Here is a 26,864-nt window from a genome sequence, read left to right on the forward strand (position 1 = left end):
GGGCCCAAGGCCCCCGATAGTGACCCGCCGGAAATGGTCCACCGGCTGTCCGCCCGGCGCTCCCGTTCCATGCCAGGGGCAGCGACTAGGCTGAACCCATGAGTTCTGAACCTTCCTCCGTCTTCCGTCGGCTGCGCTCCCGGGCCGCGGTCACGGCGGCGAAACTGGCCACCACCGCCTCCCGGCTGACGGGCCGGGGTGCCGGCGGCATGATCGGCGGCCTGATCGCCAACGCCATCGACCCGTCCATCATGGAACAGCTCGGCGCCCGTCGCCCCACAGCACTGGTGACCGGCACCAACGGCAAGTCCACCACCACCCGCATGCTCGCCGCGGCGGTGCGCTCACGTCATGTTGTCGCCACCAACGAGGGTGGCGACAACATGGACGCCGGCATCATCTCCGCCCTCATGGCCGGGAAGTCCGCCAGCCACGTGGTCCTGGAGGTCGATGAGCTGCACGTGCCCAGGGTCGCTGAGCGGCTCGACCCCCAGCTGCTCATCCTGCTGAACCTCACCCGGGACCAGCTGGACCGCGTGGGGGAGATCAACAAGATCGAACGTGCCCTGCGGGACTGCGTGAACGCCCACCCCGGCATGCTGGTGGTGGCCAACTGCGATGACGTGCTGATGACCTCAGTCGCCTATGACCACGACAATGTCCTCTGGGTCTCCGCCGGAGCCGGCTGGGTCGGTGATTCCGTGACCTGCCCGCGCACCGAGAGCCACATCGTCCGTGATGGCGATGACTGGTACGCCATGAAGAAGCTGCGCGACGGCCGGGAATTCCGGCGCCCGGAGCCCACCTGGGTGGTCACAGACGACGGCCTGCGGTCCCCGGCCGGTTCCACCCAGCTGGAGCTGAACCTGCCGGGCCGCGCCAACCGGGGCAACGCGGCCCAGGCCATCGCAGCGGCTGTGGCCGGCTTCGACGTCCCCTTCGACGCCGCGGTCTCCGCCGCCGAGAATGTGGACAACGTGGCCGGACGCTACTCCACCGTCCACTTCGAGGGGCGGGACGTGCACCTGCTGCTGGCCAAGAACCCGGCCGGCTGGCAGGAGGCCCTGTCCATGATCGACCGGGAGGCCGACGGACTGGTGATCGCCGTCAACGGCCAGGTCGCCGACGGCGAGGACCTGTCCTGGTTGTGGGACGTGCGCTTCGAGGACTTCGAGTCCCTGCCGGTCAAGGCCGCGGGTGAACGGGGAACTGATCTGACGGTCCGGCTGACCTACGCCTCGGTGGAGCACCAGCACCTCCCCGATCCCGTCGCCGCAATCCGCGCCTGCCCCACCGGGCGCGTCGAGGTGCTGGCCAACTACACGGCGTTCCGGGACCTGAAGAAGGCCCTCGAGAAGGAGAATTCGAATGACTGAGCTGACCATCGGGCTGATCCTCCCCGACGTCCTGGGCACCTACGGCGATGACGGTAACGCCCTGGTGCTGCGGCAGCGGGCCCGGATGCGCGGCTTCTCCGCCGAGATCAGAACCGTGAAGCTGGGGGACCCCGTCCCCACCGGACTGGACCTCTACACCATCGGCGGTGGCGAGGACACCGCCCAGGTGCTGGCCGCCGAGCATCTGCTCCGCGATAGGGGCCTGGTCCACGCGGCGAACGCCGGCCGCCCGATCTTCGCTATCTGCGCCGGCCTCCAGGTTCTGAGTGATTCCTTCCGCGCCGGTGGCCGGGTGGTCGACGGCGTGGGGCTGATCGACGCCACGACGGTCACCCTCGATGACCGTGCCATCGGCGAAGTGCAGTCCACGCCCACCCGGGCGGGCATCACGGCCGACTTGACGGAACCGCTCAGCGGCTTTGAGAACCACCTGGGCGCCACCCTGCTCGGCGGGGACGCTTCACCCCTGGGCCGGTTGACCCGGGGCACCGGCAACACTGACTCCTACAACGCCACCGATATCGCCGACGACTCCAAACAGAAGAACGCTGAAGGGGCCGTGCAGGGCAGCGTGATCGCCACCTACATGCACGGGCCGGCGCTGGCCCGCAACCCGCAGTTGGCCGATCTGCTGTTGGCCCGGGCCATGGGGATCTCCCTCACGGAGCTGGAACCGCTCGAGATCCAGGCAGTGAACCAGCTGCGCGCGGAGCGTCTGAAGTAGCTCGCAGTGGTGGTGGTCCTTGACCACCGGAAAAATATGTCGTGATTGCCCTCAGGACCACTGGTTCAGCGCAGTTCCGCGACGATCACGACATATTTTTCCACGCCTCCGGTCATTCCAACGGAGCGCGGTGACCGGGTCAGGTCTGATGGGAGGTCTATGAGTTGGTCTCTCGCCCCATCAGCTTGTCGCGGAGCCGGTCCACCATGCCGACGCCTGCGCCGACGGTCTTGTGGAAGAGCTCGGAGTGCGGGGCCGACGGATGCGGCCGGGTGGGTGCGACCTTCTTGGCCTGCTGCACCTTCTCCCCCATCTCGTTGAGCTTGTCCTGGTCGAAATGCTGCCGCAGCTTCGGGAACTGCTCGTCCTCCTCGTCGTGGGCGTGGTGGTCGAGAAGCTTCTCCACCTCGGAGACCTGATCCAGGAAAGCCGGATCCGTGGCTTCGAGGCCCTCCAGCTTCTTCATCGCCTGCACGAGTTCATCGTGTTCCTTCTTGTCGTGCTCCACCTCCTCGCTGCCGTTGGGAAGGTGCTTTTCCATCTCGGGGTAGACGAACATTTCCTCGGCCACGGAGTGGCGCATGACTTCAGCGGTGCCCGCATCGGCCAGGTCGCGGCGCTCCTCCGGATCTGTGGTGGTGTGGATCCGCCCGAATAATTCGAGCATCTCCCGGTGATCGATGGTGAGGATGACGGTGACGTCGGAGCTGTTGTTCGGATCATGGGATTCGGTCATGGTGCGTTCTCCTTCTCATGTCATGGGCGGGCTGGCCCAGGACCGCGTGTAATCAGATTCCCGCCCCGGCAGCTGGGACGGGAGACCAGCAGACAGAGTCCGGAAAGCGCCTTCCGGGTGACAGCTCCTAAACGGTGGTCGATGTGTCCCGGGTCGAACGGGTCCTGCCGGGAAGGAAGGACAGGGCCACCATGGTGACGCCGAGGCCGAGGTGGAGCCAGTTGTTGGCGTCGCTGAGGGGGACGAAGTTCGCTGCGGAATCGTAGTCGATGAACAGACCGTAGAGGAACAGCAGCAGATAGATGATGCCGCCCCACAGCAGGAAGTGGCGGGCACTGGCGGGCGTGCGGGCCAGGGCTACGCCCGCGACACCGAAGAGCAGGTGGACGATGTTGTGGAGGATGGACACGTGAAAGATGCCCAGCAGCATCGCATGGCCCTCATGGCCGGCGAACTGCAGCTCGCCCACGTTCTGGGTCAGGCCCGGGATGAATCCGGCGACACCGACCAGCAGGAAGACGACGCCGTAGATGAGCGAGATGATCTGGAGCAGGGAGCGCCCGGAGCGCTCGTTGGCGGGTGAGTGTGCGCTGAGGGATGAACGTTCAGTCATGGTGACTCCTCGTTGTCTCAGCCGACCGCGGAATCGGTCAGATCGGTGAGTGGATCAACCACCGGATACCAACCGCGCGTCTTAAACTGTCTGGACCTGGCATCCGAACCGTCGTTGATCCCGTACCGTCAGCATAAATCCCGGTTTATGTGTTGGCCACCACAGTGCACATTCGTTATAACTCAAGGTCTTAAAGTTTCAGTCGCCCGCTCAGCGCACGCGACAGGGTCAGTTCGTCCACGAATTCCAGGTCACCGCCGAGCGGCATGCCGGATGCCAACCTGGAAATGGTCAGGTCCGGGAAGTCCTTGAGCAGGCGCCCCAGGTAGGAGGCGGTGGCTTCGCCCTCGGTGTTGGGATCGGTGGCGAGGATGACCTCGGTGATCTCCGGGGCGTCGTCATAAAGCGGAGTGTCCTTGGTGGAGTCGGCGAGCTCCCGGTCCGGCAGCACCCCACCGATACGCTGCAGCAGAGTGGAGATGGTCAGATCCTTCGGCCCGACGTTCGCCAGCGGGTCAAGCGCCCCGCCGAGCACGTGGTAACGCCCGTTGAACTCGCCGGTGCGCTCGATGACCTGGATGTCCTTCGGCTCCTCGATCACGCAGATCGTGCCGCGGTCACGGCCGGAGTCGGCGCAGATGCGACAGACGTCGGAGCGGGAGATGTTGCAGCAGATCCGGCAGAAAGTCACCCCGTCGCGGACGGCACCCAGGGCACCGATCAGCCGGTTGACGTCCTCCGGCTCGACCTGCAGGAGGTGGAAGGCGATGCGCTGCGCGCTTTTCGGGCCGACACCGGGCAGGCGGGAAAGCTCGTCGATCAGGTCCTGGAGGGGTCCTTCAAACACGTGGGTGCCATCATCCTTTGGTAGATCATGCGGTGAAGTAAAACTCCCTACAGCTTAAGACGAGCGTCAAAACAGCCACACCACCGCACCGGACTGGACGGTGCGGGGTGCGGCCGATGATGCGGGGATCTAGCCCAGCAGGCCACCGATCTGATCATTGCCGAAGCCCTGGGAAATCGGGCCCATCTTGGTCTCGGCGAGCTCAGCAACCTTCTGGTGGGCGTCCTGGAACGCACCGGTGATGAGGTCCTGCAGGGTCTCCACGTCCTCCGGGTCGACCACCTGCGGGTCGATCTTGACGTCGGAGATGTTTCCGCCGCCGTCCATGGCCACCGTGACCAGGCCGTTGCCGGCCTCGCCGGTGACCGTGGACGCGAGGATCTCCTGCTGTGCTTCCTGCAGCTTGGTCTGCATCTCCTGGGCTTGGGCGAGGATCTGGGACATATCCGGCTGGGACATAACGAGCCTTTCAGATGGAGTTCAATTCGCTTCTGCAGTCTACCGGTTCACAGTGGACGTGCGCCTAACTCATTGGCCAGCAACTCCATCGCGATGGCCTGTGCGTCACGGCGGTCCAGCTGCCCCGGTTCCAGCGAGGCCGCCACCATCTCCTCTTCTTCCGCATTGCGCGCGTCCTCGGGATTGACGGGCGCGGCCGGGGGCGTCGGCGCGGCAACCTGGGAAAGCTGACCATCCGGAGTCGGCGGCGGGACGACCGCCGGCGAAGGCTGCGGCGCCTGGCGCTGCTGCTGGGGTGCCTGCTGCGGCGCGCGGACTGGCACCGAGCGGTCCGGAATCCCCTCATCGGGCGGGTAACCGTAGGGGTCATCGGGATCATCAGGTTCCGGCGGCAGTGGCACCCCACCGGAGAACTCCGGGCGCTGGGCACGCTCCTGCATCTTCGCGTTGCCCCGTGCCGCCGCCTGCTCCCAGCGGCGCGGCCGCTCCGGCTCCTGGGGCGGAGCCGGAGGGGCGACGGAGGCACGCGTCTGCCCGGCTGGGGTACCGCTCAGCGGTGCCGGGTTGCCCCAGGCGCCGCCTTCCGACGCCGCCGGCTGCTGGTTCGAGTTCCCGCCCAGCGGTGCCGGGGCTCCCCAATCACCGGTGGCGGCCGTGTCGGGGCGCTGCGGAGGAGTCTGGTGGTGTCGGGGTTCAGCGGCCGGGGCCGGCGACGCCGACTCCTCACCGGAGTCCGCGGACTCCCTGGAGCTGGCTCCCGGGTGTGACTGCCGCTGGCCCGGGGCCGGCGCGTTCTGGGACGGGGCGGCCGTCGGGTTCCAGGTGCTCTGGCGCGGTCCCGGCGGCGGAAAACCGACCGTTTCCGGGTTGGTGCCCACCACGCAGTTGACCTGCAGGTTCAGCCCCATCTCATCCTTGAGCACCGCAACGATGACGTCATTCTTGGACTTTTCATTGAGCCGCTCTGCCAGGGCGCCGGTGTTGTGCCCGAGCACGAGGGTGTCCTCCCGGATACCCAGGATGCGCGCCTCGGTGAGCATGATCTCCGCGATCTTGTTCCGACGGCCGACTTCCCCACGCAGCTTCGCCCAGTTTGAGCGGATCTGCGCCAGGACCGCGTCGGTGTCGACGCCGCCTGCCTCGCTCGCCTCCCCGGGTTGCGGTGCCGCCGGCGGCTGGGCGGGGACCTCGGCGAACGCGCGCGTCGGTTCCCGGGACTCCTCCGGCTGCTGGGGCCTGGATTGCGGTGACTGCTGCCGGACGGGGTCGGGAGTGGAACCCGGGGTTTCCTGCCGCCCCGGCTGCTGCTGCGGAGCTGGCTGCTGGGACTGCTGCGGAACGTTTGAGGGGGCCTGCTGAACCTGGCGGGGTGCCTCTGGGACGGGTTCGGGCTTCGGCTGCTGGGGCTGTTGAGTCGCGGTCTGCTCAGCGGCCTTTTCGCTGACCTGTTCCGCAGCTTCCCGGGCACGGCGCTGCGAAGGCCGTTCGTAGACCGGTTTCTGGGGCACCTCCTGGTTGGCGTTGGCCGCGGAGGTGGCCTGTGCGGCCGGGGTGTTGGCCGGAGCCGCCGGGACCACTCCCCCGCCCGGTGCGGGCGCAGCGGCACTCGGCAGCAGCAGGTGTGCGCACAGGATCTCCAGGAGCAGCCGGGGCGCGGTAGCCCCCCGCATGTCCGAGACCCGGTCATTGACCTGCGCGGCCAACGAGGCCAGCTGAGCGCCGGAGAACTTGGCGGCCTCATCCTGCAGGATCTGCGCGCGAGCCGTCGGGGCCGACACCAGTCCCATGTCGATGGCCTCGGGCACGGACTGCAGGACCATCAGGTCGCGCAGTCGGCTGAGCAGGTCGGTGACAAAGCGGCGGGGTTCGTGCCCGGCCTCGATGACGTCATCGACGACCCGGAACAGCGCGGCGCTGTCGTTGGCGGCCAGCGCATCGATCGCGGCGTCGATGAGCTTCAGGTCCGTGACCCCGAGCAGACCCAGGGCGTCCTCATAGTTGACCCCGCCCGGACCGGAGCCGGCGACGAGCTGGTCGAGGATCGAGAGGGAGTCACGCGGTGAGCCGCCACCCGCCTCGATGACGAGGGGATAGACGGCGTCGTCGATCTGCACGTCCTCGGCCGCTGCGGTGCGCTGCAGCAGTCCCCGCATGTCCCCCGGGGTGAGCAGGCGGAACGGATAGTGGTGGGTGCGCGAGCGGATGGTGCCGATGACCTTTTCCGGCTCCGTGGTGGCGAAGATGAAGATGAGGTGCTCCGGCGGCTCCTCCACGATCTTGAGCATGGCGTTGAAGCCCTGCGGGGAGATCATGTGCGCCTCATCGATGATGAAGACACGGTAGCGGGACTCCGCGGGGGCGTAGTGCGCCTTGTCGCGCAGCTCCCGCATGTCCTCCACGCCGTTGTGGCTGGCGGCATCCAGTTCCGTGACGTCAAGGTTGCCGGGGCCGCCGGGGGCCAGTGAGACACACGAGTTGCACACCCCGCACGGCGTGGAGGTGGGACCTTCCACGCAGTTCAGGGAACGCGCGAGAATGCGCGCCGAGGAGGTCTTGCCGCAACCGCGCGGCCCGGAGAACAGGTAGGCGTGATTGATCCGGCCGGAGTCCAGGGCCACCGACAAAGGGCGGGTCACCTGCTCCTGGCCGACGACCTCGGCGAAGGACGCGGGACGATATTTCCGATACAGAGCCACGCCCCTGAGCCTACCTCCGCCCCCGGACATCCCGGAAGACGGCCAGCAGGCGTGACTAACGCCGCCAGTCCAGCAGATCGACGTCGTTGCGGGCCAACTCCTGCTGCAGTTCCCCGATGCCGTAGGCGGCGGCGTAATCGCGTTCCGCGTCGGTGAGCATGATGAGCTGCAGCATGACCGTCAACCGGCCGCGAGCGCCGGTGTTCTCGCCGTTCACGTCGCCGGCCTGCTCCGTCAGCCGGGGGACCTCCGGCCCCCAGACATAGGGCACCGAGAGCAGCCCGTGGTGGACGGTGAACTCCGGGCCGAGACCCGCCAGGATGTTCACGCTCGGCAGCAGCACGCCCGGCTGGGCGGGAGTCTTGCCGGCGGCGCTGCGCAGGTAGCCCGCGGCAGCTCCGAGCACCCCGGCGGCCTGCCGCTCGGTCACCTTGCCGATGGTGAACAGCTCACTGCGGACCTCGAAGTCCAGGCCGTTCTCGGTGGTTGTCAGACCCGTGTCCACGCGACCGAAGTCAGCGGTGCAGGCCAGCTGCTGTTCCTGTCCGAGATCCGCGCAGCCGATGTGGAAATCATCGACGCGGTGGAACTCCAGTTCCGCAGGGAACAGGGAATTGACCCAGTAGGCAGCTTCGTCCAGGTTCACCTCATACCCCTTCGGTGGTCGATGCTTGTCCGGCGGGCGGGGCTCAGGCCCCGAGCTTCTCCACGGCCGCGAGCAGCACGCAGGTGGCCACGCCATCCATGGCGACCTCCACCTCTTCCTTCGGCGGCAGCGTCGGAGCGAGCCGGAGGTTGCGGTTGTTCGGATCCTGGTGCAGCGGGAAGGACGAGCCCGCCTCCGTCAGGGCGATACCGGCGTTCTTCGCCAGCTCCACGACGCGGGCGGCGGTGCCGTCGACGACGTCGAGGGAGATGAAATAACCCCCCTCCGGTCTGGTCCAGGTGGCCACGCCCTGTCCACCCAGCCGCTCATCGAGGATGTCCAGGACGGCGTCGAACTTCGGCGCGACCGACGCCGCGTGCTTGCGCATGATCGCCCGCACGCCCTCGGCCGTGCCGAAGTGCTGGGCGTGAGCCAGCTGGTTCAGCTTGTTCGGCCCGATACCGCGGACACTGGCATGGGAGACGTACCAGGCGAGGTTCTCCGGCGAGGAGGCGAAGAAAGCCACGCCCGAACCGGCGAAGGTGATCTTCGAGGTCGAGGACATGAACCAGAAGCGGTTCGGGTTCCCCGCCGCGTCGGCCATCTTGATGACGTTGTGGACCTCCGGGAACTCCTCCCCCAGGGTGTGCACCGCGTAGGCGTTGTCCCACACTATGCGGAAGTCCGGGGCGCCCGTCTCCATCTCCGCGAGTTCGCGGCAGATCTGCTCCGAGAAGGTGACACCGGTGGGGTTGCCGAAGACCGGGACGGTCCACATCCCCTTGACCAGCGGGTCGAGCGCGAGTTCGCGCACGGCGTCCATGTCCGGGCCGTCGTCGAGCATGGGCACGGTGATCATCTCGAAGCCGAAGTGCTCCGTGATGGTGAAGTGGCGGTCATACCCCGGAACAGGGCAGATCCACTTGATCTTCTCCTCGTCCATCCAGGGGCGCGGAGAATCGTTGTTGCCGAAGATGTAGGACCAGGAAATCAGGTCGAACATGATGTTCAGGCTGGACGAATCCCCGGCGTAGACCAGCTCGGTGGGTAGCCCCAGCAGCTCGGCCCAGATCTGGCGGATATCGATGATGCCCTTGAGGTTGCCGTAGTTGCGGACGTCAGTGCCATCCTGGGTACGGAAGTTCTCCCCCGGCAGATGCAACAGCTCATTGTTGATGTCCAACTGTTCTGCCGACGGCTTGCCGCGGGTCAGATTGAGCTTGAGGTTCTTCGCCTTGAGGTCTTCGTATTCGGCGCGGATCTGCGCCGCGAACTCTGCGAGGGCGTCCTGATCCAGATCATTGAGCGTCACGTGGGCCTACCTTCCATGGTGCAGCAAGTGCTCGACATGTCGGCTTCCACTCTAGACGCTGAAGAAGTCTAGGGGATCCCGCGCACCCGTTAGAGCTCGTTGACCCTTGCTGCATTCCTGCCCTGGGGGAGTTCACAAGATAGACGCCGCACGGGATCCTGCTCAAGATAATAGCGCATCCGGGACACGGAGAGCCAACCCCATGGTGACGACGGCTCCAGACCGCAGGACTGTCCCACTTCCGGACAATGCCCCCGGCCCCTGGAAGACCCGAAACTCCCCGGCCCAGTCGCCCCGAGAATGCGATTTGGTGATTCCCAAAAGCGTTGTGTACTGTTTCTGGAGAACGCGGCGGCGATACCGTCACCGTTTTCACGCTGGAGGATTCGACTAGCGGCCTATGTCACACGCCTGGAACGCGTGCGGGTTTCACGACCCTCGTGGGTTCAAATCCCACATCCTCCGCCACGATTAAGCCCCGGACCACAAGACCGGGGCTTAATCGCTTTTGCATTGCATTTTCCGCACCCGGCCGGGCTCTCCGACCGAGCGCCCATGCCGAGCTCGGCAGCGGAGTCCCCGCCAGCCTTGAATGCTGTCACAGCATGGTGTCCACCTGATGGGCTCGCGGCACGAACCGGGAGATGTACCAGGCTCCCCCGGTTGCAACCGCGATGATGGCCACCAGCACGGCGAGCGCATCAGTCATCCCGACCCGCAGCGACAGTAGCCCCAACACCACGGCGGGAACACCGGATCCCAGGTAATAGGCCAGGTAAAGGGCGGCGTTGACCCCGCCCCGTTGCTCCGGCGCGGTGATCGCGTCAACTTCTGCGGCCGAGCCCCCGTAGGCCAACCCCACGCCGCAACCGGCTATCGCCGCTGACAGCAGCGTGAGCAGCAACGACGCCCCCAGCTGCATCCCGAGCACGACCAGACTGAGCAGCAGTCCGATCAGACCCATGATCTGCGCGCGCCGCGCATCCAGCAACGGGATCAGGGGTTGCATCGCCATCGCGAAGGCCAACAACGCCGCAAGAATCGATCCGATGGTGGCCACATTCGTGATGCCGGCAGAACGCTCCAGCACACTGGGAACGGTGGACAGGAAGATACCGACCACGGTCCAGGCGAGGAAACCCACCACCGCCGAAAAGTGGAAGGGGGTCTTGATCGCCGCCGGGATCCGGGGCAGGCTCAGCCGCCACCCCGCCAGACGTCCGGCGGCGGGGGTCGCAGAACTCAATCGGGAGGCCAACTGCCAGCCGAGCACCAGGGTCAACAGGTGCAACACATACGGGACCACCCCGGGTGCCGGCAGATACTGCGCCAGCGCGCCGCCGAGGACGGGGCCCAGCGCGGTACCCGCCAGGAATGCGACGGTGGCCAGGGCCGAGGTCCACCGCCGGTGCCGGATCGGAGCCTGATCGACGATCAGCGCCGTCGCCGCCCCGGTGGCAGCACCCAGCGCGACCCCCTGCAGCGCCCTCCCGAGAAAGAGCCACGCCAGGCCGTCGGCCGCCAGAAAGCTGAGGGACCCCAGCGCCCCCAGCAGAACGGCAATCCGGAGCACCGCACGTCGGCCGACCATGTCCGAGGCCGGCCCGAACAGCAGCAGGGCGACAGCACTGACCAACGGGAATACTGAGTACACCAGTGTCAGTGCCAGATCACTGAAACCGAGCTGCGCCTGATAAACGGGATACAGCGGAGTCGGCAGATAAGCGCCGATGGTGAGCACCACCATCAGATAGCCGGCGGTGTACGCCGCCCGGCTGGGACGATAGGAAAATAATGACTTCAACCCGGTCGAAAGCACCCACTCCCGGAGTGCGACCCCCTGAACTCTTTGCCTCATACCTCTATAGTGCCCACGGAAACTAATAAGCAGAAGCGAAGAGTTTCGGGATGAACCGTTAAAATATTTTGCATGATCGATCCCCGTCTCCGAGTGCTGCAGATGATCAACCATCACGGCACCGTCACCGCTGCCGCCCAAGCCCTGCACTACACCCCCTCCGCCGTCTCCTACCAGATCCGCCAGCTGGCCGATGAGCTGGGAACCGAGCTGCTCGTGCAGTCCGGCCGCGGCATCCGCCTGTCCGCCGCCGCCCACGTCCTGCTCCAGCACGCTGACACCCTGTTTTCCCAGGTGGAGCAAGCTCGGAATGACGTGTTGGAGGCGAGCGGGCACGCCGGCGGGCAGTTCACCCTCTGCGCCTTCTCCACGGCCGCGAGTCAACTGCTTCCCCAGGCTGCGGCACTGGTGCGCGACACCAACCCGCACCTGACGGTCCGCGTCGTCGAGGCCGAACCCGCGCTGCTTCGACCTGCTGCTCTCCGAGGAAGCTGACCTGGCCCTGGTCACCGCCACCTCCGCCACTCCCCCGTCCACTGACCCGAGATTCGAGCAGCGTCCCCTCCTGGCCGACCCGCTGGATCTGATCGTCCCCGCCGCACACGCCTTCGCCGGCCGGGATCGCGTGGACCTCGCGGACGCCGCCGACGAAGCGTGGATCGTCGGCCGGCTCGGCAGCGCCTACCACCACCTGGTGGTCGCAGCATGCACCTCAGCCGGGTTCTCACCCGACATCGCCCACTGGGCGGATGAGTGGGAAACCGGCACCGCCCTGGTGTCCCACGGTTTCGGCATCATGCTGGTGCCCCGGCTCGCCCGGCTGCATCCGCACTGGCCGGTCGCCCGGGTGCCGCTGCAGGGCGAACCGACGCCCGCCCGGCGCATCCTCGCGGCCACCCGGCGCGGCAGCAGCGACAACCTGTTGGTGGAGCAGGCGTTGACCAAGGTTACGGAAACCGCGCGAACCCTCTCCCCGGCGGTGGTCCCGCTCCAGGGTCACCAACTCTCGTAGTTCTCCCTACTCACCGTGAAACCGTGCTCCCCCTCATTGATGATGCAGGTCATGCCCGAAAACCGGGACCCGCAGGTGAGTTGGGAGCTCACGCCCTCAATGGTGCGGCTCACCGTGATCTGCTGGCCGTACTCCAGGGGAATGCCCACCCCGGTCACCGGAAACGTCCCCTGCTGACGCCAATGCATCGGCCGACCGGTCAAGTCCATCTCTCCCATCCATCCGACCGTGCTCGACCCGGCGGCGCTGATCCCGTCCGCCCGGCGCTCCACATCTGGCCAGGGGGCGTGCTCCCGCACGTGGCAGGCCGCCGGAATGGTGGCGATATGGCAGTTGATGTTGCCGGTGGGCGAGACGAAACGGTATCCCGCCAGAGAGCCGGGGTCCTGTCCGTGGAACGGGGCGGGGTCGACGGCCGTGAGAACGGCGAGCACATCTCCTACTGGTTCTTCCACAGTCCCCGACGGGCTTTCCGGTGTACCCGGCAGGGCGGTGGTGGGCGCCGTAGTGGTGACCGGGTTGGTGTCCACCGCGGTAGCCACCTCGGCGCTGGAGCGCACCACCGGCTCCGCATTGTCCCCTCCCCCGCTGCATGCCACCAGCAGCACGCCCAGGCCGGAAACCACGCTCAGTACCAGTCGACTATTGTGCATGACCGTCCTCCGGGAAGTGGTGGGGTCTTTCAAGCAATAGCGCAGGCGAGGCCGAACCGGCCCTTTCTGCCGGAATCGTTGTGAAGCTGTGGCCGGATGGTGTCCGTCAGTGCGGGGTGAGCGAGCCGAGTACCGCAGTGGCGATCAGGGCGTCGAGACGCCGGACATCGACCTGCCGCCCCAGTTTGATCTTGATGTGCCCGGCCCGGGTCCAGAGTTCAAGCTCCGCGTTGAAGTCGATGCGGCCGGCGTTCTCCGAGGACCACATGTCGATGGACTTGTACGGCAGCGAATAGAGCTCGACCTTCTTCCCGGTCAGCCCCTGGGAGTCGCGGACGATCAGGCGCCGGTCGGTGAACACGGCCGAGTCACGGAAGGTCTTGTAGGCCGCGACGGGAACTTCACCGGGCACGAGCAATGGCCCGATGTCCTGCGGCACCGGTACCTCGGCCTGAAACTGCCAGGCGGTGGTGGCACTTACTTCTGCGGGCATTGCCCCTCCTGAATGCTGTGGAACGGATTCAGGGCGCACCTTATCCGGTGACCCGGACATGCAGACGTTCGAATCAGCCCTGCCACTCGAACGGTTCACGCGGAAGCGTCTCCGGATCGAACTGTTCCAGCAGTTGCGCCGGGGTACTGATCCCGGAGTAGCCCAGCGACGCCGCGAGCTTGGCGACGACCGCGGAGACCGGGGCGTCGGCAAGCATCTCGCGGAGGGTGACGGCGCCGTCGCGTTTGGCCAGCCGCCTGCCCTCGGTGTTGAGGACGAGCGGGACGTGGACGTACCCGGGCACGGCGGTCTCGAGGAGAGTGGCCAGGTAGGCCTGGCGCGGGGCGGAAGAGAGCAGGTCATCGCCGCGGACAACCTGGTCGACGCCCTGGGCGCCGTCATCGACGACGACCGCGAGGTTGTAGGCCCAGTCCGGTTGCTGTCCACCGCGGCGCAGGATGAAATCGTCGACGTCGCCGGTGTACTCACCCAGATAGTGGTCGTGGACGGTGAAGTGGTCCGTGTCCGCCCGGAGCCGGATGGCGGGGACCCGGTTCTGCTGTTCGAGTTCTTCGCGTTTACGCCGGCGTTCGGATTCGCTGAGATTCCGGCAGGTGCCCGGGTAGTGGCCGGGGACGGCGTGCGGGGCGCTCGAGGCCTCCTGGATGTCCCGGCGTGAGCAGTAGCACTCGAAGGTGGGGAGCCGGTTCAGCGCCGCCTCGTACCGGTCGGTGTTGTCGGACTGGTAGGTGACAGGGCCGTCCCAGTCAACGCCCAGGGTCTTGAGATCCTCCAGTTGCCGATGGGCCGATTCCAGCGAGGAACGCTGGGTGTCAATGTCCTCCACACGCATGTGGAAGGCACGGCCGGTGTGACGGGCGAAGAGCCAGGCCAACAGCGCGGTCCGCAGATTGCCGAAGTGGAGATCGCCGCTGGGGGAGGGCGCGTAGCGGCCGGCGCCGGCTTTCGGGGAGGGCATGGCCTCCAGGGTATGGCAGGATATCCGGGTGACCAATACACCAGATCACGGGTCTGGGCAGGGCGCCGCCGCTTTTACTGGGGCAGCGTCCGGTAAAGCCCAGTTCATCCCCGTACAAAAGTCCTTTTACCCCACCTTCGTCGCGCTGTTCGTCGCGGTCTTCCTCATCTCCAACATCACGGCCACCAAGGGCGTGGAGATCGGGCCGTTGATCACCGACGGCGCCTTCTTCCTCTTTCCGCTGGCCTACGTGGTAGGCGATGTGCTCGCCGAATGCTACGGCTTCAAGGCCACCCGGCGCGCCATCTGGACCGGATTCGCGGTCACGGTGCTGGCCGTGGTGGCGTTCTATGTGGCGATCTGGCTGCCGGAGGCGTCCTTCTACGAGGGGCAGGCCGAGTTCTCCGCGGTCCTGGGCCTGGTGCCGCAGATCGTGTTGGCCTCTCTGGCCGGCTATCTCGTGGGCCAGCTGCTGAACTCCTACGTGCTGGTGGCCATTAAGAAGCGCACCGGCGAGAAATCATTGTGGGCACGGCTCCTCGGCTCGACCGTGGTGGGGGAATTCGGCGACACCCTGCTGTTCTGTGTGATCGCAGCGCCGGTGATCGGGATCTCGACGTTCAGCGGGCTGGTGAACTACGTGGTGGCCGGCTTCCTGTGGAAGACCTTGATCGAAGTCGTGCTGCTGCCCGTGACCTACGCGGTGATCGGGTGGGTGAAGCGGAGCGAGGGCTATGGGGCCGCGGTGTAGCGCTCCCGCTGTCGCTGATCCCGGCTAGTTCTCTCTGTCCCCGGGGATGTCTCCCGTTCCGGACACCGCCACTGCAAGGCATACGTAAGTTGTGCTCGGAATTCCTCGGATTCCGGCCGTTTCGGACGCTAACTTACGTATGCCTTGCAGAAATCGCGGACCAGCTACCAGGCCACACCTTCGGAGGTCCATTGCGAGCGGGGAAACGGGTTCGCCGCACGCGTGCCAACCTCTATTTCCCGTCGGAGATTCCACAGCCACGTCTGGTCGCGGTAATTTTCCCGGTCGACACGTATCAGCCGGATGCCGGCTGCCAGCAATTCCCGCTGTCGCCGCATTTCGTCGTACATCGCGCCCTCCGGTGAAATCCCGAATGCCCCGGTGTATTTGGCCTCACCGTCATACTCGATCGCGAGCGAGAACTCAGGGTAGAAAAGGTCGGCTCGGCCGATGAACTCACCTCGTTCATTACGCAGCGTCGCTTGGACATGCGGCGCAGGAAGTCCACATTCCCAGATCCGCACCCTGATCATCGACTCCCGCGGACTCTCGGTGGCCGCATGCGAAAGCTGAACTGCCTGGGCCGAAAATTTCCGGCCGCGGAATCCTTGGTAGGTGTCAAGAATGCTTTTGAGTTGCTGTTTCGTCACGATCTGCTGGTGCAGGCAGTAGTCCATCGCTACCACTGCGTCGCTGACGCCGTGCCAACGTGCCGTGTCGATCAACGTCTGCTTGTGCCCGGTCACCCGCCCCCGGTGGTACGGCTTCCGCAACTGACAGAGCGGGTCCTCCGGGATCAGTGCCAGTACGCGGAGCTGAATCTGCGCCGCTGCGCTTCCACCTCGTCCATCAGCGCGGGCCATCTCCACCTGCCTGGGGATCCGGCCCAGGGGAAACCCCCATACGGCAGCGGCGGATTTTCCCACCAGGGTCATTGTCGGCCGTGCCACAGCTGCCGCGAGGCAGTCAGTTTTGTACCGTTCCCACGGTTTCGCCCTGGAATAGAATCTGGCGGAGCAGTAGACACCCTGCCCCAGCTTCACGAGTTCCCCGTCACGAAACCGCCTCCTGACCTCCTCCGCGGCGCTAAAACTCAACCCGGTAGTCAGGATCAACCTCTCCCCCTGTGGCACGCCCCTCAGCTAAGCACGCGGTGTTCTCCGGTGCAGGCTCTGTGGCTGATCGGCAGGCTTCTTCCCCGCGTAGTAGCGGCCCAGGAATTCATCGCGGTAGGCCTCATAGGAACCGTCCTCGATGGCGGCACGGGCGTTGTCCACCAGCTTGATCATGAACAACAGGTTGTGCATGGTGCACAGCGTGCCGGCGAGGAACTCCTTGGCCTTGAGCAGGTGGTGGATGTAGGCCCGGGAGTAGTTCTCGGAGACGTAGCCGCCGAACTCCTCGTCGATGCCGCTGAAGTCCCGCTTGAAGCGGGCGCCGGTCAAATTCATCCGGCCGTCCAGGGTGTACACCCCTCCCCGGCGGCCGAGGCGGGTCGGTGCCACGCAGTCGAAGGTGTCCGCGCCGGCCTCGATGGCGGTGAACAGGTCATCGGGTTCGGAGATCCCCAGCAGATGGCGCGGTTTGTCCTCCGGCAGCTCATCATTGCACCAGCCGACGATCGTGCCCAGGTTCTCCTTCTCCAGGGCCCCGCCGATGCCGAAGCCGCCGAAGCCCCGACGCCCCTCGGAAACTGCCACGCGATCCAGTTCCACCAGCCGACGCGTCGCGTGCCGGCGCAGATCCTCGTACTGCGCCCCCTGCACCACGCCCCACAGGGACTGCAGGGGCTTGCCGACGCGGGCACGTGTCAGACGTTCATGCTCCAGCAGGCAGCGCTCCGCCCAGCGGGTGGTGCGCTCGACGGATTCCCGCTGGTAGTCGTAGCTGTCCACCAGAGTGGTGAGCTCATCGAAGGCGAACATGATGTCAGCACCGAGCCCGTGCTGGATCTGCATGGACTTTTCCGGTGTGAAGCGGTGCCTGGAACCGTCGATGACGGACTTGAAGTCCACGCCATCCTCATCCACCAGCGCCTTGCGTTCCTTCTTCGCCGCTTTGATGTCGGATTCCGTGAGGTTCGAGATGTCCATGGCCAGGACCTTCTTGAAGCCGGAGCCCAGGCTCATCACCTGGAAGCCACCGGAGTCGGTGTAGGTCGGCCCCCGCCAGTTCTCGAAGGCACCGACGCCACCGGCCTCGTCGATGATGTCGTGCCCGGGCTGCAGGTAGAGGTGGTAGGCGTTCGAGAGGATCGCCTGCGCGCCGGTCTCGCGGATCTGTTCCGGGGTCAGCGTCTTGACGGTGGCCTTGGTGGCCACCGGGATGAAGGCGGGGGTGGCGATGTCGCCGTGCGGCGTGTGAATCACACCGGTGCGGCCGTGCTTTCCCGGCCCGTCCTGTTCGAGGCGGGTGCCCACGGTGAAGGACAGGTCCGGGGATGATGAGGCGGTGGTCATGCCGACCAGTCTAAACGGGGGCTACCGCACCACCGGCATCTCATCCGTGTTCGCGTTGCCGCCGCCGCGGGCGGGCCGGGTGGAACCACCGCGGTCGTCGGCACGCGCCCGCCGGGACTGCTCGCGCTCAAACTCCTCCTCGAGCGCGGCCCCCTCGACGTCGAGTTGCGGGAGGACGCGGTCCAGCCAGCGGGGCATCCACCAGGTGGCCCGCCCCATGAGGAACATGGTGGCCGGCACCAGCCCCATACGTATGAAGAAGGCGTCGAAGAACACGCCCACGCCCAGGGCGAAGCCGAAGATCTGGATGAACGGTAGCGGCTGGTCGATGAAGGCGACGAAGACGGCGATCATGATCAACGCAGCGGCCGTGACCACGCGGGCACCGGAGGAGAAGCCCTCGATCACCGACTCCTCCACCGCGTTGTACTTCGATTCCGGCCGGTCCACCCCGCCGGAGCGCGTGTAGTGCTCGCGCATGCGGGTGACCAGGAAGACCTGGTAATCCATGGCCAGGCCGAAAGTCACGCCGATCAGGAAGATCGGCATGAAGGAGATCAGTGGGCCAGGCGTGTTGACCAGGCCCAGCACGCCCTCCTGCCAGACCAGCACGGTCACGCCGAAGGCCGCTCCGACGGAGAGCAGGAAGCCCAGGCCGGCGACCACGGGCACCATGATGGAGCGGAACACCAGCAGGAGCAGCACGATCGCCAGCCCCACCACCACGGCGAGGTACAGCGGCATGGCACCGGCCAGCCGCTCCGTGATGTCCATCTGCACCGCCGTCAGGCCGGTCAGTCCGACCTCCAGACCGGTGGCGTCCTCGATCTCCTGCCCCTGGGCACGCAGGGCCTCGGCCACGGCCGTCGTCTCGTGGTCGTCGGGACCCGTGTAGGGCGAGACCATCAGCTGTGCGCCCCGGCCGTCCTCACTGGTCGCGATGATCTGGGCGTGCTTGACGTCGGTCATCCCGTTCAACGCCTGGGTGGTGTACAGGAAGGAACTCATCGCCGCTCCCTGTTCGGGGTCGAAGGGTTCCCCGGCCTGCTCCGCGAGATCCTCCTGGGCCCGCATCAGCGGCTGGAGCGCCCCCGCCTCCGGGTCCACGTCATCTGCGTTGAGGATCACCAGGAAGGGCCCGTTCACGCCCTCCCCGAAGCCCTCCGCCATCAGGTCGGCGGACTTGCGCTGGGTGGTGTCCAGGTTGGACGTGGCGTCCGAGGGCAGCGCCATCTCCAGGTCCATCACCGGGGCGGACAGGGCGCCCAGGCCGAGCACCACCACGGCCATCACCAGGGCGGGCACCTTGTGCACGAACCGCACCCAGCGGTGTCCCATCGTCTCCTTCGTACGTATCCTCGGCCCCTTCTTGCGGGGGTTTCCGGCGATTCCCGGGATGCGGCCACCGAAGGTGCGCTCACCGAAGACCCCCAGCAGCGCCGGGATGAACGTCAGCGCCACCAGCACCGAGACGAACACGGTGAACGCCGCGGACAGCCCCATGGCGGTGAGGAACTCGATGTTGACGATCGCGAGCGCGGCCAGCGCGATGATCACCGTCGTACCGGCGAACAGGACCGCCGATCCCGCCGTGCCGACCGCCATCCCGGCCGCCTGATCGGCGGGCATCCGGGTCCGTTCCGAACGGTATCTGGACAGGATGAACAGGGCGTAGTCGATGCCCACGGCCAACCCGATCATCACGGCCAGCACGGGGGTGATGTTGTTGAGCTCGGTGAATGCGGTGGCACCGATGATCGCCAGCGCACCGATGCCCACCCCGATCACAGCGGTGATCAGGGGTAAGCCGGCGGCAATCAACGAGCCGAAGGTGAAGATCAGCACGAAGAACGCGACGACCAGACCGATGATCTCACTGGTGGTCTTGATCGCGATGGGATCACCGAAGCCGGCGCCGCCCGCTTCCACCGTCAGGCCCTGCTCGCGCCCGAGATCCATCGCGGCATTGACCACATCCCGGTGTTCCTCCGTCACGCTCTGGGCGGAGGGCACGTCGAAGGTGAAGGTGGTGTAGCCGAGGGCACCGTCGTCGGTGAGCATCTTCAGGTTCTCTGCGTCCTGCTCCGCCACTTCCCGGGGCAGGCCCGATTCCGTGGCGGTGTCGATCACCATCTCCTGCAGTGCGGGCGACACCTCCACCGGGTTGCCGAAGCGCTCCGTGCCGGTCAGATCCTCGAGATTGGTCTCGATGTAACCGATCACGTCATCGATGGCCGCCATGTTCTGCGGCTCATCGAGGGTCTCCCCCTCCGGAGCCTGGAACACCAGGTTCACGCTCGCGGCGTTGACCACGTCCCCCTGTCCCGGGAACTTCTCCTCCAGGTTCTCGATCGCGTCGATCGACGGGGTACCGGAGATCGCGAACTCGGTGGTGAACGGTTTCATGATGCTCAGCGCACCTGCCGCCACCCCGGCGAAAATCACCAGCCAGGTCGATATGACGATCCACTTGCGGTGGAAGGACCAGCGGCCCAGCCTGAACAACCATTTCGCCACGTGGGGGTACTCCTGCGGATAGGACGGAAAGTAGCAGGAAGTCAGTCTACAGGCGTGAGCTGAGAACACCTTTTAATCAGGTTGTAGACACTATCAGCAAAACCTCGCGGGGAGTTGCGGGAGAACCCAGGTTGGTCCGATCCCGCCCCCTGAGCCGGCCACCAGCTTTGCGACGCCCCGCCCCGGGCGGGCGGAACCTGCTCCCGGCGGACAACGACGAAAGATCCCGCACCCTGAAAGGGGTGCGGGATCTTCTGTGGCGGTGGCGGGGGGATTTGAACCCCCGGTCGGGAGTTACCCGACAATCGATTTCGAGTCGATCACCTTCGGCCGCTCGGACACGCCACCGTCGACTAGATTAACGGAAGCACTGTCCGGCGACCAAATTCGGGGCCTACTTGTCGTCGTCCTTCAGAGAACCGAGGGCTTCCTTGGCCTTGTCGCCGACTTCGCGGGCCTTGTCCTTGATGTCGGACTTGACCTGCTCACCCTTACCCTCGTTCTCCAGGTCCCTGTTGTCGGTTGCGTCGCCGACGGCCTCCTTGGCCTTGCCCTTGAGACCCTCTGCCTTGTCCTGGAACTCACCCATGAAACTCACCCTTTCGTGTTAGTCGCTGCCGCCGAACCTTCATCGTTGTCAGTGTGGCTGAGATGCACCCGGCCGGGCTTCTCAGCGTCGGCCATCTGGGACATCCTCCCGCTGTTCGGTGGCTATGCCGCCCACTTTAATCATCTCAACAACACTGTGGGAGGCGTCACTGAATCGTTATCAAACGCACAGTCAACGACAAGGATGCACGGCTCAACGCAAGGTTTCGAAGAAGGTGATCAACTGCTCCGCGCACTCCTGCTCCAGCACGCCCGCCCGGACCTGCGGGCGGTGCAGCACGCTGGGGTCGCGCACGACATCAAACACCGAACCGACGGCACCGGTCTTCGGTTCCCAGGCGCCGAAGACCAGCCTGCCCACCCTGGCCCCCACGAGAGCGCCGGCACACATGGCACAGGGTTCGAGGGTGACGGCGAGCGTGCAGTCAGTCAACCGCCAGCCGTCGCCGTATAGACGGACCGCCTCACGGATGGCGAGCACCTCCGCGTGGGCGGTGGGATCGCCATCCGTCTCCCGCCGGTTGGTGGCGGTGGCGAGCTCCCGGCCGTCGGGGGCGTAGACGACGGCACCGACCGGGACGTCGCCACGCGGGGTGGTGGCGGCGATGCCCATGGCTCGGCGGATCATGGCCTCGGCGTGGAGCTCGCCGAGGGGGCGGGGCAGGGCGGGCACGCTAGTCGAGGTCAAGGTCCGCGGCGTCGGCGAGCTCATCGAGGAAATCGAGTTCCTCCGCAATCCGGATCAGTTGCTCGGTGGGCCAGAGCGTCTCATCGTCACAGATCACGCCGAGCACCTCCTCCGCCAGGCCGAGATCAGCGAGGATGTCGAAATCGCCCTCGGCCCAGGGATCAACCTGGTCGAGCTCATCGGGGTCGATGTCGGGGATCTCGACGTTGATCTCGTCGAGCGCCTCGGCGGCGAAGTCATCCTCCACGGCCGCGGTGGCGTCCGAGAGCAGGACGCGCACCCCGTCCGGGGCGGGGCGGACGATGACGAAGTAATCGTCCTCGACGTTCAGCAGGGCAAACGCCGGCCCCTCACTGCGGAGGGAGCGCACGGCCCGTACCGAGGTCTGCAGGCCGTCAAAGTCATCGTCAAAGGAACGGACGTGCCAGGCACCATCCGTCAGAGTAACCGTCACGGCGAAGCTGTCACCGTACTCATCGGCGTTCATACCAGGTAACCGTAGTCTTTCTGTGCCACACTTGTCAGGTGACTTCTCGAGACATTTCCCGCCCCGTCTGCATGCTCGGCCTCGGACTCATCGGGGGCTCCCTGCTCCGCGACCTGTCCGCGCACGGCCACCCCGCCTTCGGCTATAATCGCTCCCCCTCCGGCACCAAGAGTGCCCGCACGGAAGGGTTCGACGTCAGCTCAGACCTGACGGAGACGCTGCAGCGCGCAGAGCAGGAGAAGGCCCTGCTGGTCATCGCCACCCCGATGCCGGCGGTCGGCGCGATGCTCGCGGCCATCACCGAGCACGCCCCCTCGTGCGGGATCACCGACGTCGTCTCCGTCAAGACCGAGGTGTACGAACTGGTCAAGCAGGCCGGACTGGAGGACCGCTACGTGGGCAGCCACCCCATGTCCGGCACGGCGGAAAGCGGCTGGAAGGCCTCCCGGACGGGCCTTTTCAAGCGCGCCGCCTGGGTGGTCACCTTCGACCATGCGAACGACGCCCCGAACGGCCCCGGCAATGACTGGATCGCCCTCTGGACCGACGTGGTGCGGATGGCCAAGATCACCGGCGCCGAGGTCATTCCGGCCCGGGTAGACGTGCACGACGCCGCCGTGGCCCGGGTGTCCCACCTGCCCCACCTGCTGGCCGAGGCCCTCGCGATCGTCGGCGACAACGGCGGGGCACTGAGCCTCTCCCTGGCAGCCGGCAGCTTCCGGGACTCCACCCGGGTGGCCGCCAGCTCCCCGTCCCTCGTGCGCGCCATGTGCGAGACCAACTCCGAGGCGCTGCTCGTGGCCCTGGATGAGACGATCGCCCTGCTGACCGACGCCCGCGCCCACCTGACGGAGACACCGCCGAACATCGAGGAGCTGGCAGACAACGGCTACCGCTCCCGCATCCGTTACGAGGCCCGCTCCGGACAGGGACGCCAGGGCGACTCCGTCAGCCCCTCCCCCATCAGCGGCCGGCCGGTCCTGCGCCTGAATCCCGGCGGGCCCGACTGGGTCAGGATGCTGGAGCAGGCGGAATCGCTGGGTGCCCGAATCGAGGTGTTCTAGCCGGTCGGCCACGCCGTGTTCGCGGCGGCGCACCCCGGGGCGCCAGCGGGCTCCGGCAACAACGAAACCCCAGGTAAACCATGGGTTTACCTGAGGTTTCAATGGTGCGCCCGGAGGGATTCGAACCCCCAACCTTCTGATCCGTAGTCAGATGCTCTATCCGTTGAGCTACGGGCGCAGTGATTGAAAAGCTTCTGCTTTGCAACGAGGCATTACTCTACCCGATGGCCCTCACACTAAACAAAACCGCAGGTGGCTGGCCCGAAAACCTCCGGAACAACCAGACCACCCCACTCCGTGGTGCAGCAACGGGAAAAATGACCGCCGCCCCGTGGTGGAGGTGCCATTGGAGCGGCGGTCAAGCTTCAGGTGCCGGCGGTGCCGCTCATCGAGGTGCGGCACGCCGCCGGAGGCGGACGCGGGGCAGGACCCCTACAGCACTATGCCGAACAGGGGGATCGCCACAAGGTACGCGAACAGGGTGATCAGGACGAGCCCGATCAGGTTCAGCCAGATACCGCCCTTGATCATGTCGCCGATCCGGACATAACCGGAGCCGAAGGCGATGGCGTTGGGAGGGGTGGCCACCGGCAGCATGAAGGCACAGGTGGCTGCCAGAGCAACCGGGATCGTCAGCAGCATCACGTTCTGCTCGCCACCGGCGGTGAGGCCGATGCCCACGGCCACGCCGCCCATGATCGGCAGGAAGGTCGCAGCGGTAGCGGTGTTCGAGGTGAACTCGGTGAGGAAGAGCACGAGCGTTGCGACGGCGGCGATCAGCAGGAAGATCGGCAGAGCTCCGAGCCCCTTCGCCACCTCACCGATCCACAGGGACAGGCCGGAGGCGGTGAACATCGCGGACAAGGAGAGGCCACCGCCGAAGAGCAGCAGCACGTCCCAGGGCAGTTCGTTGGCGGTCTTCCAGTCCAACAGCCGCTTGCCGGTCTTCACGTCCGCCGGAATGGTGAACAGCAGCAGACCTGCGATGATACCGATGATCGCGTCATCGTAGACCATCTCGGAGCCGATCCAGTCAAGGATCAGCGGGACGAACACCCAGCAGAGGGCGGCGAGCACGAAGATGATGCCGACCATGACCTGCGGTCCCGTCCAGGGGCCGAGCTTCGAGTTCTCCTCCTTGATCAGCTCCCGGCCACCCGGGATCTCCTTCATCTCCGGCTTGAACACGGTGATCAGGACCAACCAGGCGATGACCATGAACACCACCGCAAGGGGGACACCGAGCATCATCCACTGGCCGAAACCGATGGTGATGCCGTGGGAGGTCTCCATGTAACCGGCCAGCAGCGCGTTCGGCGGGGTACCGATCAGCGTGCCGAGCGAACCGATGGAGGCGGAGTAGGCGATCGCCAGCATCAGGCCGGTGGCGAATTTCGCCTGCTTCTTCATGCCACCGACGGTCTCTGCGGTCAGCTGCAGCACGGACATGCCGATCGGCAGCATGACCACCGCCGTCGCGGTGTTGGAGACCCACATGGACAGGAATCCGGTGGCGATCATGAAGCCGAGCATCAGCCGTTTCGGGCTGGTACCGACGGTCAGCAGGACCGCGAGCGCAAGGCGACGGTGCAGGTTCCAGCGCTGCAGGCCGAGCGCGAGCAGGAAGCCGCCCATGAACAGGAAGATCGTCGAGCTGGCGTACGGCGAGCCGACTTCACTGAAGGAGGCGACCTGGGAGATCGGGAACACCGCGATGGGGATCAGCGCGGTGGCCGCCAGCGGGATGGCCTCGGTCATCCACCAGGCACCCATGAGCACGGTCACGGCGGCCGTCATCCGCAGGGCATGATGGGTGTACTCGGTCTCCGGATCCACACCGGCGGACTGCATGACGGTTTCCACGGCGGACGCCGGGAAGAAGAGGTAGACCAGTGCGGCAAGGATCAGGCCGACGAAGATGCCGGTCGCCTGGCGGCGCCAGCCGCGCTGTTCACCGCCCTTGGAGTCCTCGCCGGGAGCCTCGGCGTTACTTTCCTTGATCTGTGGTGTGCTCATGAGAGTCGCTTCCAAAACACTTCGCGCCATGGTCCCCGCGGCAGCAGGTTCTGCTCCGCAGGCAGGGGTGGCACGTGATGGGTATCGGGCATCCCCGGTTCCCCGCCTTCCGGTGCGGGTGCGCACTGGAGGTGACAAGTGTAACCAGGTTCACGAAATCTTAACTTGATTCCACTTATTTTGTTAGCCGCTATACAGATCTGTTACGGGGATCTACCCCCACCTTGGAAAACAACACCTACCGACCTGCTAATTTCTGACTTCACACTTTTAGCAGGGTCTCCCCCGACATTCCGCGGGTTTCTCACGTCCCCCGAAGAACCCCGCTGGTTGCCGCCCGAGGCCTCACCACATCACAATCCCAGGACCGACTTCGCAATGAGGAAGTAGATGATCAGACCGGTGGCGTCACAGAACGTGGAGATAAAGGGATTCGAGAAGACCGCCGGATCCGCGCCCACCGCCTTGGCGACGATCGGCATCGCGCCACCCACCGTCGCCGACATCATGCACACGGCCAGCAGGGTCAGCCCGATGACCAGGCCGATCGGCAAACCGTAGACCGCCCAGGCACCCAGGAAACCGAGCACACCCAGCAGGGAGCCCAGGATCAGCCCGACCCGCAGCTCCCGCCACATCACCCTGCCGACGTCGCGTTTGCGGACATCGCCGAGCGCCAGGGCGCGGGTGACAGTGGTGGCGGCCTGGTTGCCGGTGTTGCCGCCGGTGCCGGTCAGCAGCGGGATGAACAGCGAGAGCACCACCGCGGCGGCGAGGGTGTCCTCGAAGGTGTCGAGCACCTGGACCGTCAGCAGCGCCGACACCGCGAGCACCAGCAGCCAGACGACCCTCGAACGCACGACCTTGACCAGCGGCGTGGACAGGTAGGGCTGCTGCAGCGGCTCGTGGCCGCCCGAGCGGGCCGTGTCCTCGTCATCGGCCTCCTGGAGGATGTCCTGGGCGTCATCGAAGGTGAGGATGCCCACGAGCCGGTGACTGTCATCGACGATCGGCATGGCCAACAGGTCGAGCGGCATGAACCAGCGCACCGTCTCCTCCGCATCGTCATGGGAGTTGGCGAAGATCGGCTTGTTCATCAGTTCCTCGAGCCGCTGTCCGTCTTCGGCCCGGAACAATGCGCGCAGGGAGAGTACCCCGAGCAGTTTCCGGTCGTGCCCGATGACCGGCAGCAGGTAGATCGTCTCCAGGTCCCCGGACTCCGCGCGCAGATAACGCAGGGTATCCACCACTGTCATCTCCGGATGGAGGATCGGCACTTCCGGGGACATACGGCGACCGATCGACCCCTTCGGGTAACCGAGCACGACACCGGTGATGTCGCGTTCGGTGGGGTCGAGGTTGCGCAGCAGTTGATCGGCGATCTCCGCCGGCAGCTCGTCCAGCAGGGAGACCCGGTCATCGGGGTCGAGCTCACCGAAGAAGTCGTAGACCTCACCGCTCTGCAGTGCCCCGATCAGGTCGGCCTGGTGGCCTGCGTCCAGGGCGTCGAATACCGCGATGGACCGCTCCCGGCTGAGCAACCGCAGAATGACAGCTGCCCGGATGTTCTCGGAGCGCTCCACGAGGGCGACGACCTCCTGGATGGGAGGCGCATCCAACATCCGAGACAGTTCCTGCGCACGTTCCGCGGGGATCTCATCCCTGGAACGGATGATCTTCTCCAGCTGATCGATCGTCGTCTCAGCCACGGCTACACCTCCGAAGTCTCCTGGGCGGACGAATATCCGGCCAGCCCATGACACTACCTGTCGGGATGCTACCCAGGGATCCCGGATATCGCGGCGCAGAACCAGAGTGGCTGCGCGGGGACTGTCGGGTAGGTAGCGG

General features: G+C 66.0%; 25 protein-coding genes, 3 tRNA genes and 1 other RNA gene. 7 read left to right on the forward strand and 22 right to left on the reverse strand.

The genetic code is table 11. From position 1 onward, the window contains the following. Positions 1 to 98 precede the first annotated feature (98 nt). Together ACQCVD_RS06615 and ACQCVD_RS06620 are read left to right on the forward strand one after the other, a co-directional pair. Positions 99 to 1,376, forward strand: a complete 1,278-nt coding sequence (locus tag ACQCVD_RS06615; RefSeq protein WP_426822934.1) for a MurT ligase domain-containing protein — start codon at positions 99 to 101, stop codon at positions 1,374 to 1,376. Continuing rightward, entirely contained in the window at positions 1,369 to 2,121 is a 753-nt protein-coding gene (locus ACQCVD_RS06620) for a type 1 glutamine amidotransferase (RefSeq protein ID WP_426822935.1), read from the forward strand. Before ACQCVD_RS06615 ends, ACQCVD_RS06620 begins: the two co-directional genes overlap by 8 nt. Positions 2,122 to 2,278: 157 nt before the next feature. Here ACQCVD_RS06620 and ACQCVD_RS06625 read toward each other — a convergent pair whose 3' ends face one another. From ACQCVD_RS06625 to ffs, 8 genes are all read right to left on the reverse strand, one after another. After that, on the reverse strand, positions 2,279 to 2,857 hold the full coding sequence (locus ACQCVD_RS06625) for a hemerythrin domain-containing protein (RefSeq protein ID WP_426822936.1): 579 nt from the start codon (positions 2,855 to 2,857) through the stop codon (positions 2,279 to 2,281). Positions 2,858 to 2,984: 127 nt separating this feature from the next. Next, the gene (locus tag ACQCVD_RS06630) at positions 2,985 to 3,470 is read right to left on the reverse strand and encodes a DUF4383 domain-containing protein (protein WP_426822937.1); all 486 of its coding nucleotides are present in this window, start codon (positions 3,468 to 3,470) and stop codon (positions 2,985 to 2,987) included. 190 nt (positions 3,471 to 3,660) lie between these two features. Continuing rightward, positions 3,661 to 4,317, reverse strand: coding sequence for a recombination mediator RecR (gene recR, locus ACQCVD_RS06635; RefSeq protein ID WP_426822938.1), 657 nt, complete (start codon positions 4,315 to 4,317; stop codon positions 3,661 to 3,663). A gap of 129 nt (positions 4,318 to 4,446) precedes the next feature. Then, on the reverse strand, positions 4,447 to 4,776 hold the full coding sequence (locus tag ACQCVD_RS06640) for a YbaB/EbfC family nucleoid-associated protein (RefSeq protein WP_426822939.1): 330 nt from the start codon (positions 4,774 to 4,776) through the stop codon (positions 4,447 to 4,449). A gap of 47 nt (positions 4,777 to 4,823) precedes the next feature. Then, entirely contained in the window at positions 4,824 to 7,472 is a 2,649-nt protein-coding gene (locus ACQCVD_RS06645; protein ID WP_426822940.1) for a DNA polymerase III subunit gamma and tau, read from the reverse strand. Positions 7,473 to 7,527: 55 nt separating this feature from the next. After that, a complete protein-coding gene (locus tag ACQCVD_RS06650; protein ID WP_426822941.1) occupies positions 7,528 to 8,118 on the reverse strand; it encodes a suppressor of fused domain protein in 591 nt (196 codons plus the stop codon). 43 nt (positions 8,119 to 8,161) lie between these two features. After that, complete coding sequence (locus ACQCVD_RS06655; protein ID WP_426823064.1) at positions 8,162 to 9,415, reverse strand: aminotransferase class I/II-fold pyridoxal phosphate-dependent enzyme; 1,254 nt, start codon at positions 9,413 to 9,415, stop codon at positions 8,162 to 8,164. Positions 9,416 to 9,494: 79 nt separating this feature from the next. Further along, an RNA gene (ffs, locus tag ACQCVD_RS06660) (signal recognition particle sRNA small type) lies at positions 9,495 to 9,593 on the reverse strand. Between the two features lie 216 nt (positions 9,594 to 9,809). Here ffs and ACQCVD_RS06665 point away from each other — a divergent pair. Then, a tRNA-Ser gene (locus ACQCVD_RS06665) sits at positions 9,810 to 9,898 on the forward strand. Positions 9,899 to 10,028: 130 nt separating this feature from the next. Here the strand turns inward: ACQCVD_RS06665 and ACQCVD_RS06670 are convergent. Further along, positions 10,029 to 11,288, reverse strand: coding sequence for an MFS transporter (locus tag ACQCVD_RS06670; RefSeq protein ID WP_426822942.1), 1,260 nt, complete (start codon positions 11,286 to 11,288; stop codon positions 10,029 to 10,031). A 72-nt stretch (positions 11,289 to 11,360) separates the two neighbouring features. Here ACQCVD_RS06670 and ACQCVD_RS06675 point away from each other — a divergent pair, with 72 nt between their 5' ends. Together ACQCVD_RS06675 and ACQCVD_RS06680 are read left to right on the forward strand one after the other, a co-directional pair. After that, a complete protein-coding gene (locus ACQCVD_RS06675; protein WP_426822943.1) occupies positions 11,361 to 11,783 on the forward strand; it encodes a LysR family transcriptional regulator in 423 nt (140 codons plus the stop codon). 7 nt (positions 11,784 to 11,790) lie between these two features. Next, positions 11,791 to 12,300, forward strand: coding sequence for a LysR substrate-binding domain-containing protein (locus ACQCVD_RS06680; protein WP_426823065.1), 510 nt, complete (start codon positions 11,791 to 11,793; stop codon positions 12,298 to 12,300). Here ACQCVD_RS06680 and ACQCVD_RS06685 read toward each other — a convergent pair. The 3 genes from ACQCVD_RS06685 to gluQRS all read right to left on the reverse strand — a co-directional run bounded on the left by ACQCVD_RS06685 (position 12,285) and on the right by gluQRS (position 14,425). Continuing rightward, positions 12,285 to 12,953, reverse strand: a complete 669-nt coding sequence (locus ACQCVD_RS06685; protein WP_426822944.1) for a hypothetical protein — start codon at positions 12,951 to 12,953, stop codon at positions 12,285 to 12,287. The two genes, ACQCVD_RS06680 and ACQCVD_RS06685, sit on opposite strands and share 16 nt — an antisense overlap. A 106-nt stretch (positions 12,954 to 13,059) precedes the next feature. Further along, the gene (locus ACQCVD_RS06690; RefSeq protein ID WP_426822945.1) at positions 13,060 to 13,446 is read right to left on the reverse strand and encodes a PH domain-containing protein; all 387 of its coding nucleotides are present in this window, start codon (positions 13,444 to 13,446) and stop codon (positions 13,060 to 13,062) included. A gap of 73 nt (positions 13,447 to 13,519) precedes the next feature. Next, a complete protein-coding gene (gluQRS, locus tag ACQCVD_RS06695) occupies positions 13,520 to 14,425 on the reverse strand; it encodes a tRNA glutamyl-Q(34) synthetase GluQRS (protein WP_426822946.1) in 906 nt (301 codons plus the stop codon). A gap of 28 nt (positions 14,426 to 14,453) precedes the next feature. Between gluQRS and ACQCVD_RS06700 the strand changes: the two genes are divergently transcribed. Beyond that, on the forward strand, positions 14,454 to 15,176 hold the full coding sequence (locus ACQCVD_RS06700) for a queuosine precursor transporter (protein ID WP_426822947.1): 723 nt from the start codon (positions 14,454 to 14,456) through the stop codon (positions 15,174 to 15,176). A gap of 164 nt (positions 15,177 to 15,340) precedes the next feature. On the opposite strand, the gene ACQCVD_RS06705 is transcribed toward ACQCVD_RS06700, so the two are convergent. The 7 genes from ACQCVD_RS06705 to ACQCVD_RS06735 all read right to left on the reverse strand — a co-directional run bounded on the left by ACQCVD_RS06705 (position 15,341) and on the right by ACQCVD_RS06735 (position 21,936). Further along, complete coding sequence (locus tag ACQCVD_RS06705; protein ID WP_426822948.1) at positions 15,341 to 16,102, reverse strand: hypothetical protein; 762 nt, start codon at positions 16,100 to 16,102, stop codon at positions 15,341 to 15,343. Between the two features lie 216 nt (positions 16,103 to 16,318). After that, a complete protein-coding gene (gene tgt / locus ACQCVD_RS06710; protein ID WP_426822949.1) occupies positions 16,319 to 17,635 on the reverse strand; it encodes a tRNA guanosine(34) transglycosylase Tgt in 1,317 nt (438 codons plus the stop codon). A 21-nt stretch (positions 17,636 to 17,656) separates the two neighbouring features. After that, complete coding sequence (locus tag ACQCVD_RS06715) at positions 17,657 to 20,152, reverse strand: MMPL family transporter (protein ID WP_426822950.1); 2,496 nt, start codon at positions 20,150 to 20,152, stop codon at positions 17,657 to 17,659. 257 nt (positions 20,153 to 20,409) lie between these two features. Further along, positions 20,410 to 20,500: transfer RNA gene (locus ACQCVD_RS06720), tRNA-Ser, on the reverse strand. 46 nt (positions 20,501 to 20,546) lie between these two features. Continuing rightward, positions 20,547 to 20,741: a CsbD family protein gene (locus ACQCVD_RS06725; protein ID WP_426822951.1), complete on the reverse strand. Its 195-nt coding sequence runs from the start codon at positions 20,739 to 20,741 to the stop codon at positions 20,547 to 20,549. A 213-nt stretch (positions 20,742 to 20,954) separates the two neighbouring features. Continuing rightward, positions 20,955 to 21,473, reverse strand: coding sequence for a nucleoside deaminase (locus ACQCVD_RS06730; protein ID WP_426822952.1), 519 nt, complete (start codon positions 21,471 to 21,473; stop codon positions 20,955 to 20,957). Beyond that, positions 21,436 to 21,936, reverse strand: a complete 501-nt coding sequence (locus ACQCVD_RS06735) for a tRNA adenosine deaminase-associated protein (RefSeq protein WP_426822953.1) — start codon at positions 21,934 to 21,936, stop codon at positions 21,436 to 21,438. Before ACQCVD_RS06735 ends, ACQCVD_RS06730 begins: the two co-directional genes overlap by 38 nt. Before the next feature lie 38 nt (positions 21,937 to 21,974). Between ACQCVD_RS06735 and ACQCVD_RS06740 the strand changes: the two genes are divergently transcribed. Continuing rightward, positions 21,975 to 23,000: a prephenate dehydrogenase gene (locus tag ACQCVD_RS06740; RefSeq protein ID WP_426822954.1), complete on the forward strand. Its 1,026-nt coding sequence runs from the start codon at positions 21,975 to 21,977 to the stop codon at positions 22,998 to 23,000. A gap of 102 nt (positions 23,001 to 23,102) precedes the next feature. Here the strand turns inward: ACQCVD_RS06740 and ACQCVD_RS06745 are convergent. The 3 genes from ACQCVD_RS06745 to mgtE all read right to left on the reverse strand — a co-directional run bounded on the left by ACQCVD_RS06745 (position 23,103) and on the right by mgtE (position 26,725). Then, positions 23,103 to 23,178, reverse strand: a tRNA-Arg gene (locus tag ACQCVD_RS06745). A 254-nt stretch (positions 23,179 to 23,432) separates the two neighbouring features. Next, positions 23,433 to 25,016, reverse strand: coding sequence for an SLC13 family permease (locus ACQCVD_RS06750; RefSeq protein WP_426822955.1), 1,584 nt, complete (start codon positions 25,014 to 25,016; stop codon positions 23,433 to 23,435). 353 nt (positions 25,017 to 25,369) lie between these two features. Then, complete coding sequence (gene mgtE, locus ACQCVD_RS06755) at positions 25,370 to 26,725, reverse strand: magnesium transporter (protein WP_426822956.1); 1,356 nt, start codon at positions 26,723 to 26,725, stop codon at positions 25,370 to 25,372. Positions 26,726 to 26,864 lie beyond the last annotated feature (139 nt).

The sequence above is a fragment of the Corynebacterium halotolerans genome (assembly GCF_050107895.1).
GTDB lineage: Bacteria > Actinomycetota > Actinomycetes > Mycobacteriales > Mycobacteriaceae > Corynebacterium > Corynebacterium halotolerans_B.

Bases quoted from the DNA above. Each gene is read 5' to 3' on its own strand.
- ACQCVD_RS06690 (WP_426822945.1), bottom strand. From the start codon at position 13,446: ATGCCCGCAGAAGTAAGTGCCACCACCGCCTGGCAGTTTCAGGCCGAG.
- gluQRS (WP_426822946.1), bottom strand. From the start codon at position 14,425: ATGCCCTCCCCGAAAGCCGGCGCCGGCCGCTACGCGCCCTCCCCCAGC.
- ACQCVD_RS06615 (WP_426822934.1), top strand. From the start codon at position 99: ATGAGTTCTGAACCTTCCTCCGTCTTCCGTCGGCTGCGCTCCCGGGCC.
- ACQCVD_RS06625 (WP_426822936.1), bottom strand. From the start codon at position 2,857: ATGACCGAATCCCATGATCCGAACAACAGCTCCGACGTCACCGTCATC.
- ACQCVD_RS06630 (WP_426822937.1), bottom strand. From the start codon at position 3,470: ATGACTGAACGTTCATCCCTCAGCGCACACTCACCCGCCAACGAGCGC.
- ACQCVD_RS06750 (WP_426822955.1), bottom strand. From the start codon at position 25,016: ATGAGCACACCACAGATCAAGGAAAGTAACGCCGAGGCTCCCGGCGAG.
- ACQCVD_RS06670 (WP_426822942.1), bottom strand. From the start codon at position 11,288: ATGAGGCAAAGAGTTCAGGGGGTCGCACTCCGGGAGTGGGTGCTTTCG.
- ACQCVD_RS06640 (WP_426822939.1), bottom strand. From the start codon at position 4,776: ATGTCCCAGCCGGATATGTCCCAGATCCTCGCCCAAGCCCAGGAGATG.
- ACQCVD_RS06725 (WP_426822951.1), bottom strand. From the start codon at position 20,741: ATGGGTGAGTTCCAGGACAAGGCAGAGGGTCTCAAGGGCAAGGCCAAG.
- ACQCVD_RS06620 (WP_426822935.1), top strand. From the start codon at position 1,369: ATGACTGAGCTGACCATCGGGCTGATCCTCCCCGACGTCCTGGGCACC.
- ACQCVD_RS06685 (WP_426822944.1), bottom strand. From the start codon at position 12,953: ATGCACAATAGTCGACTGGTACTGAGCGTGGTTTCCGGCCTGGGCGTG.
- tgt (WP_426822949.1), bottom strand. From the start codon at position 17,635: ATGACCACCGCCTCATCATCCCCGGACCTGTCCTTCACCGTGGGCACC.
- ACQCVD_RS06675 (WP_426822943.1), top strand. From the start codon at position 11,361: ATGATCGATCCCCGTCTCCGAGTGCTGCAGATGATCAACCATCACGGC.
- ACQCVD_RS06730 (WP_426822952.1), bottom strand. From the start codon at position 21,473: ATGAGCTCGCCGACGCCGCGGACCTTGACCTCGACTAGCGTGCCCGCC.
- ACQCVD_RS06735 (WP_426822953.1), bottom strand. From the start codon at position 21,936: ATGAACGCCGATGAGTACGGTGACAGCTTCGCCGTGACGGTTACTCTG.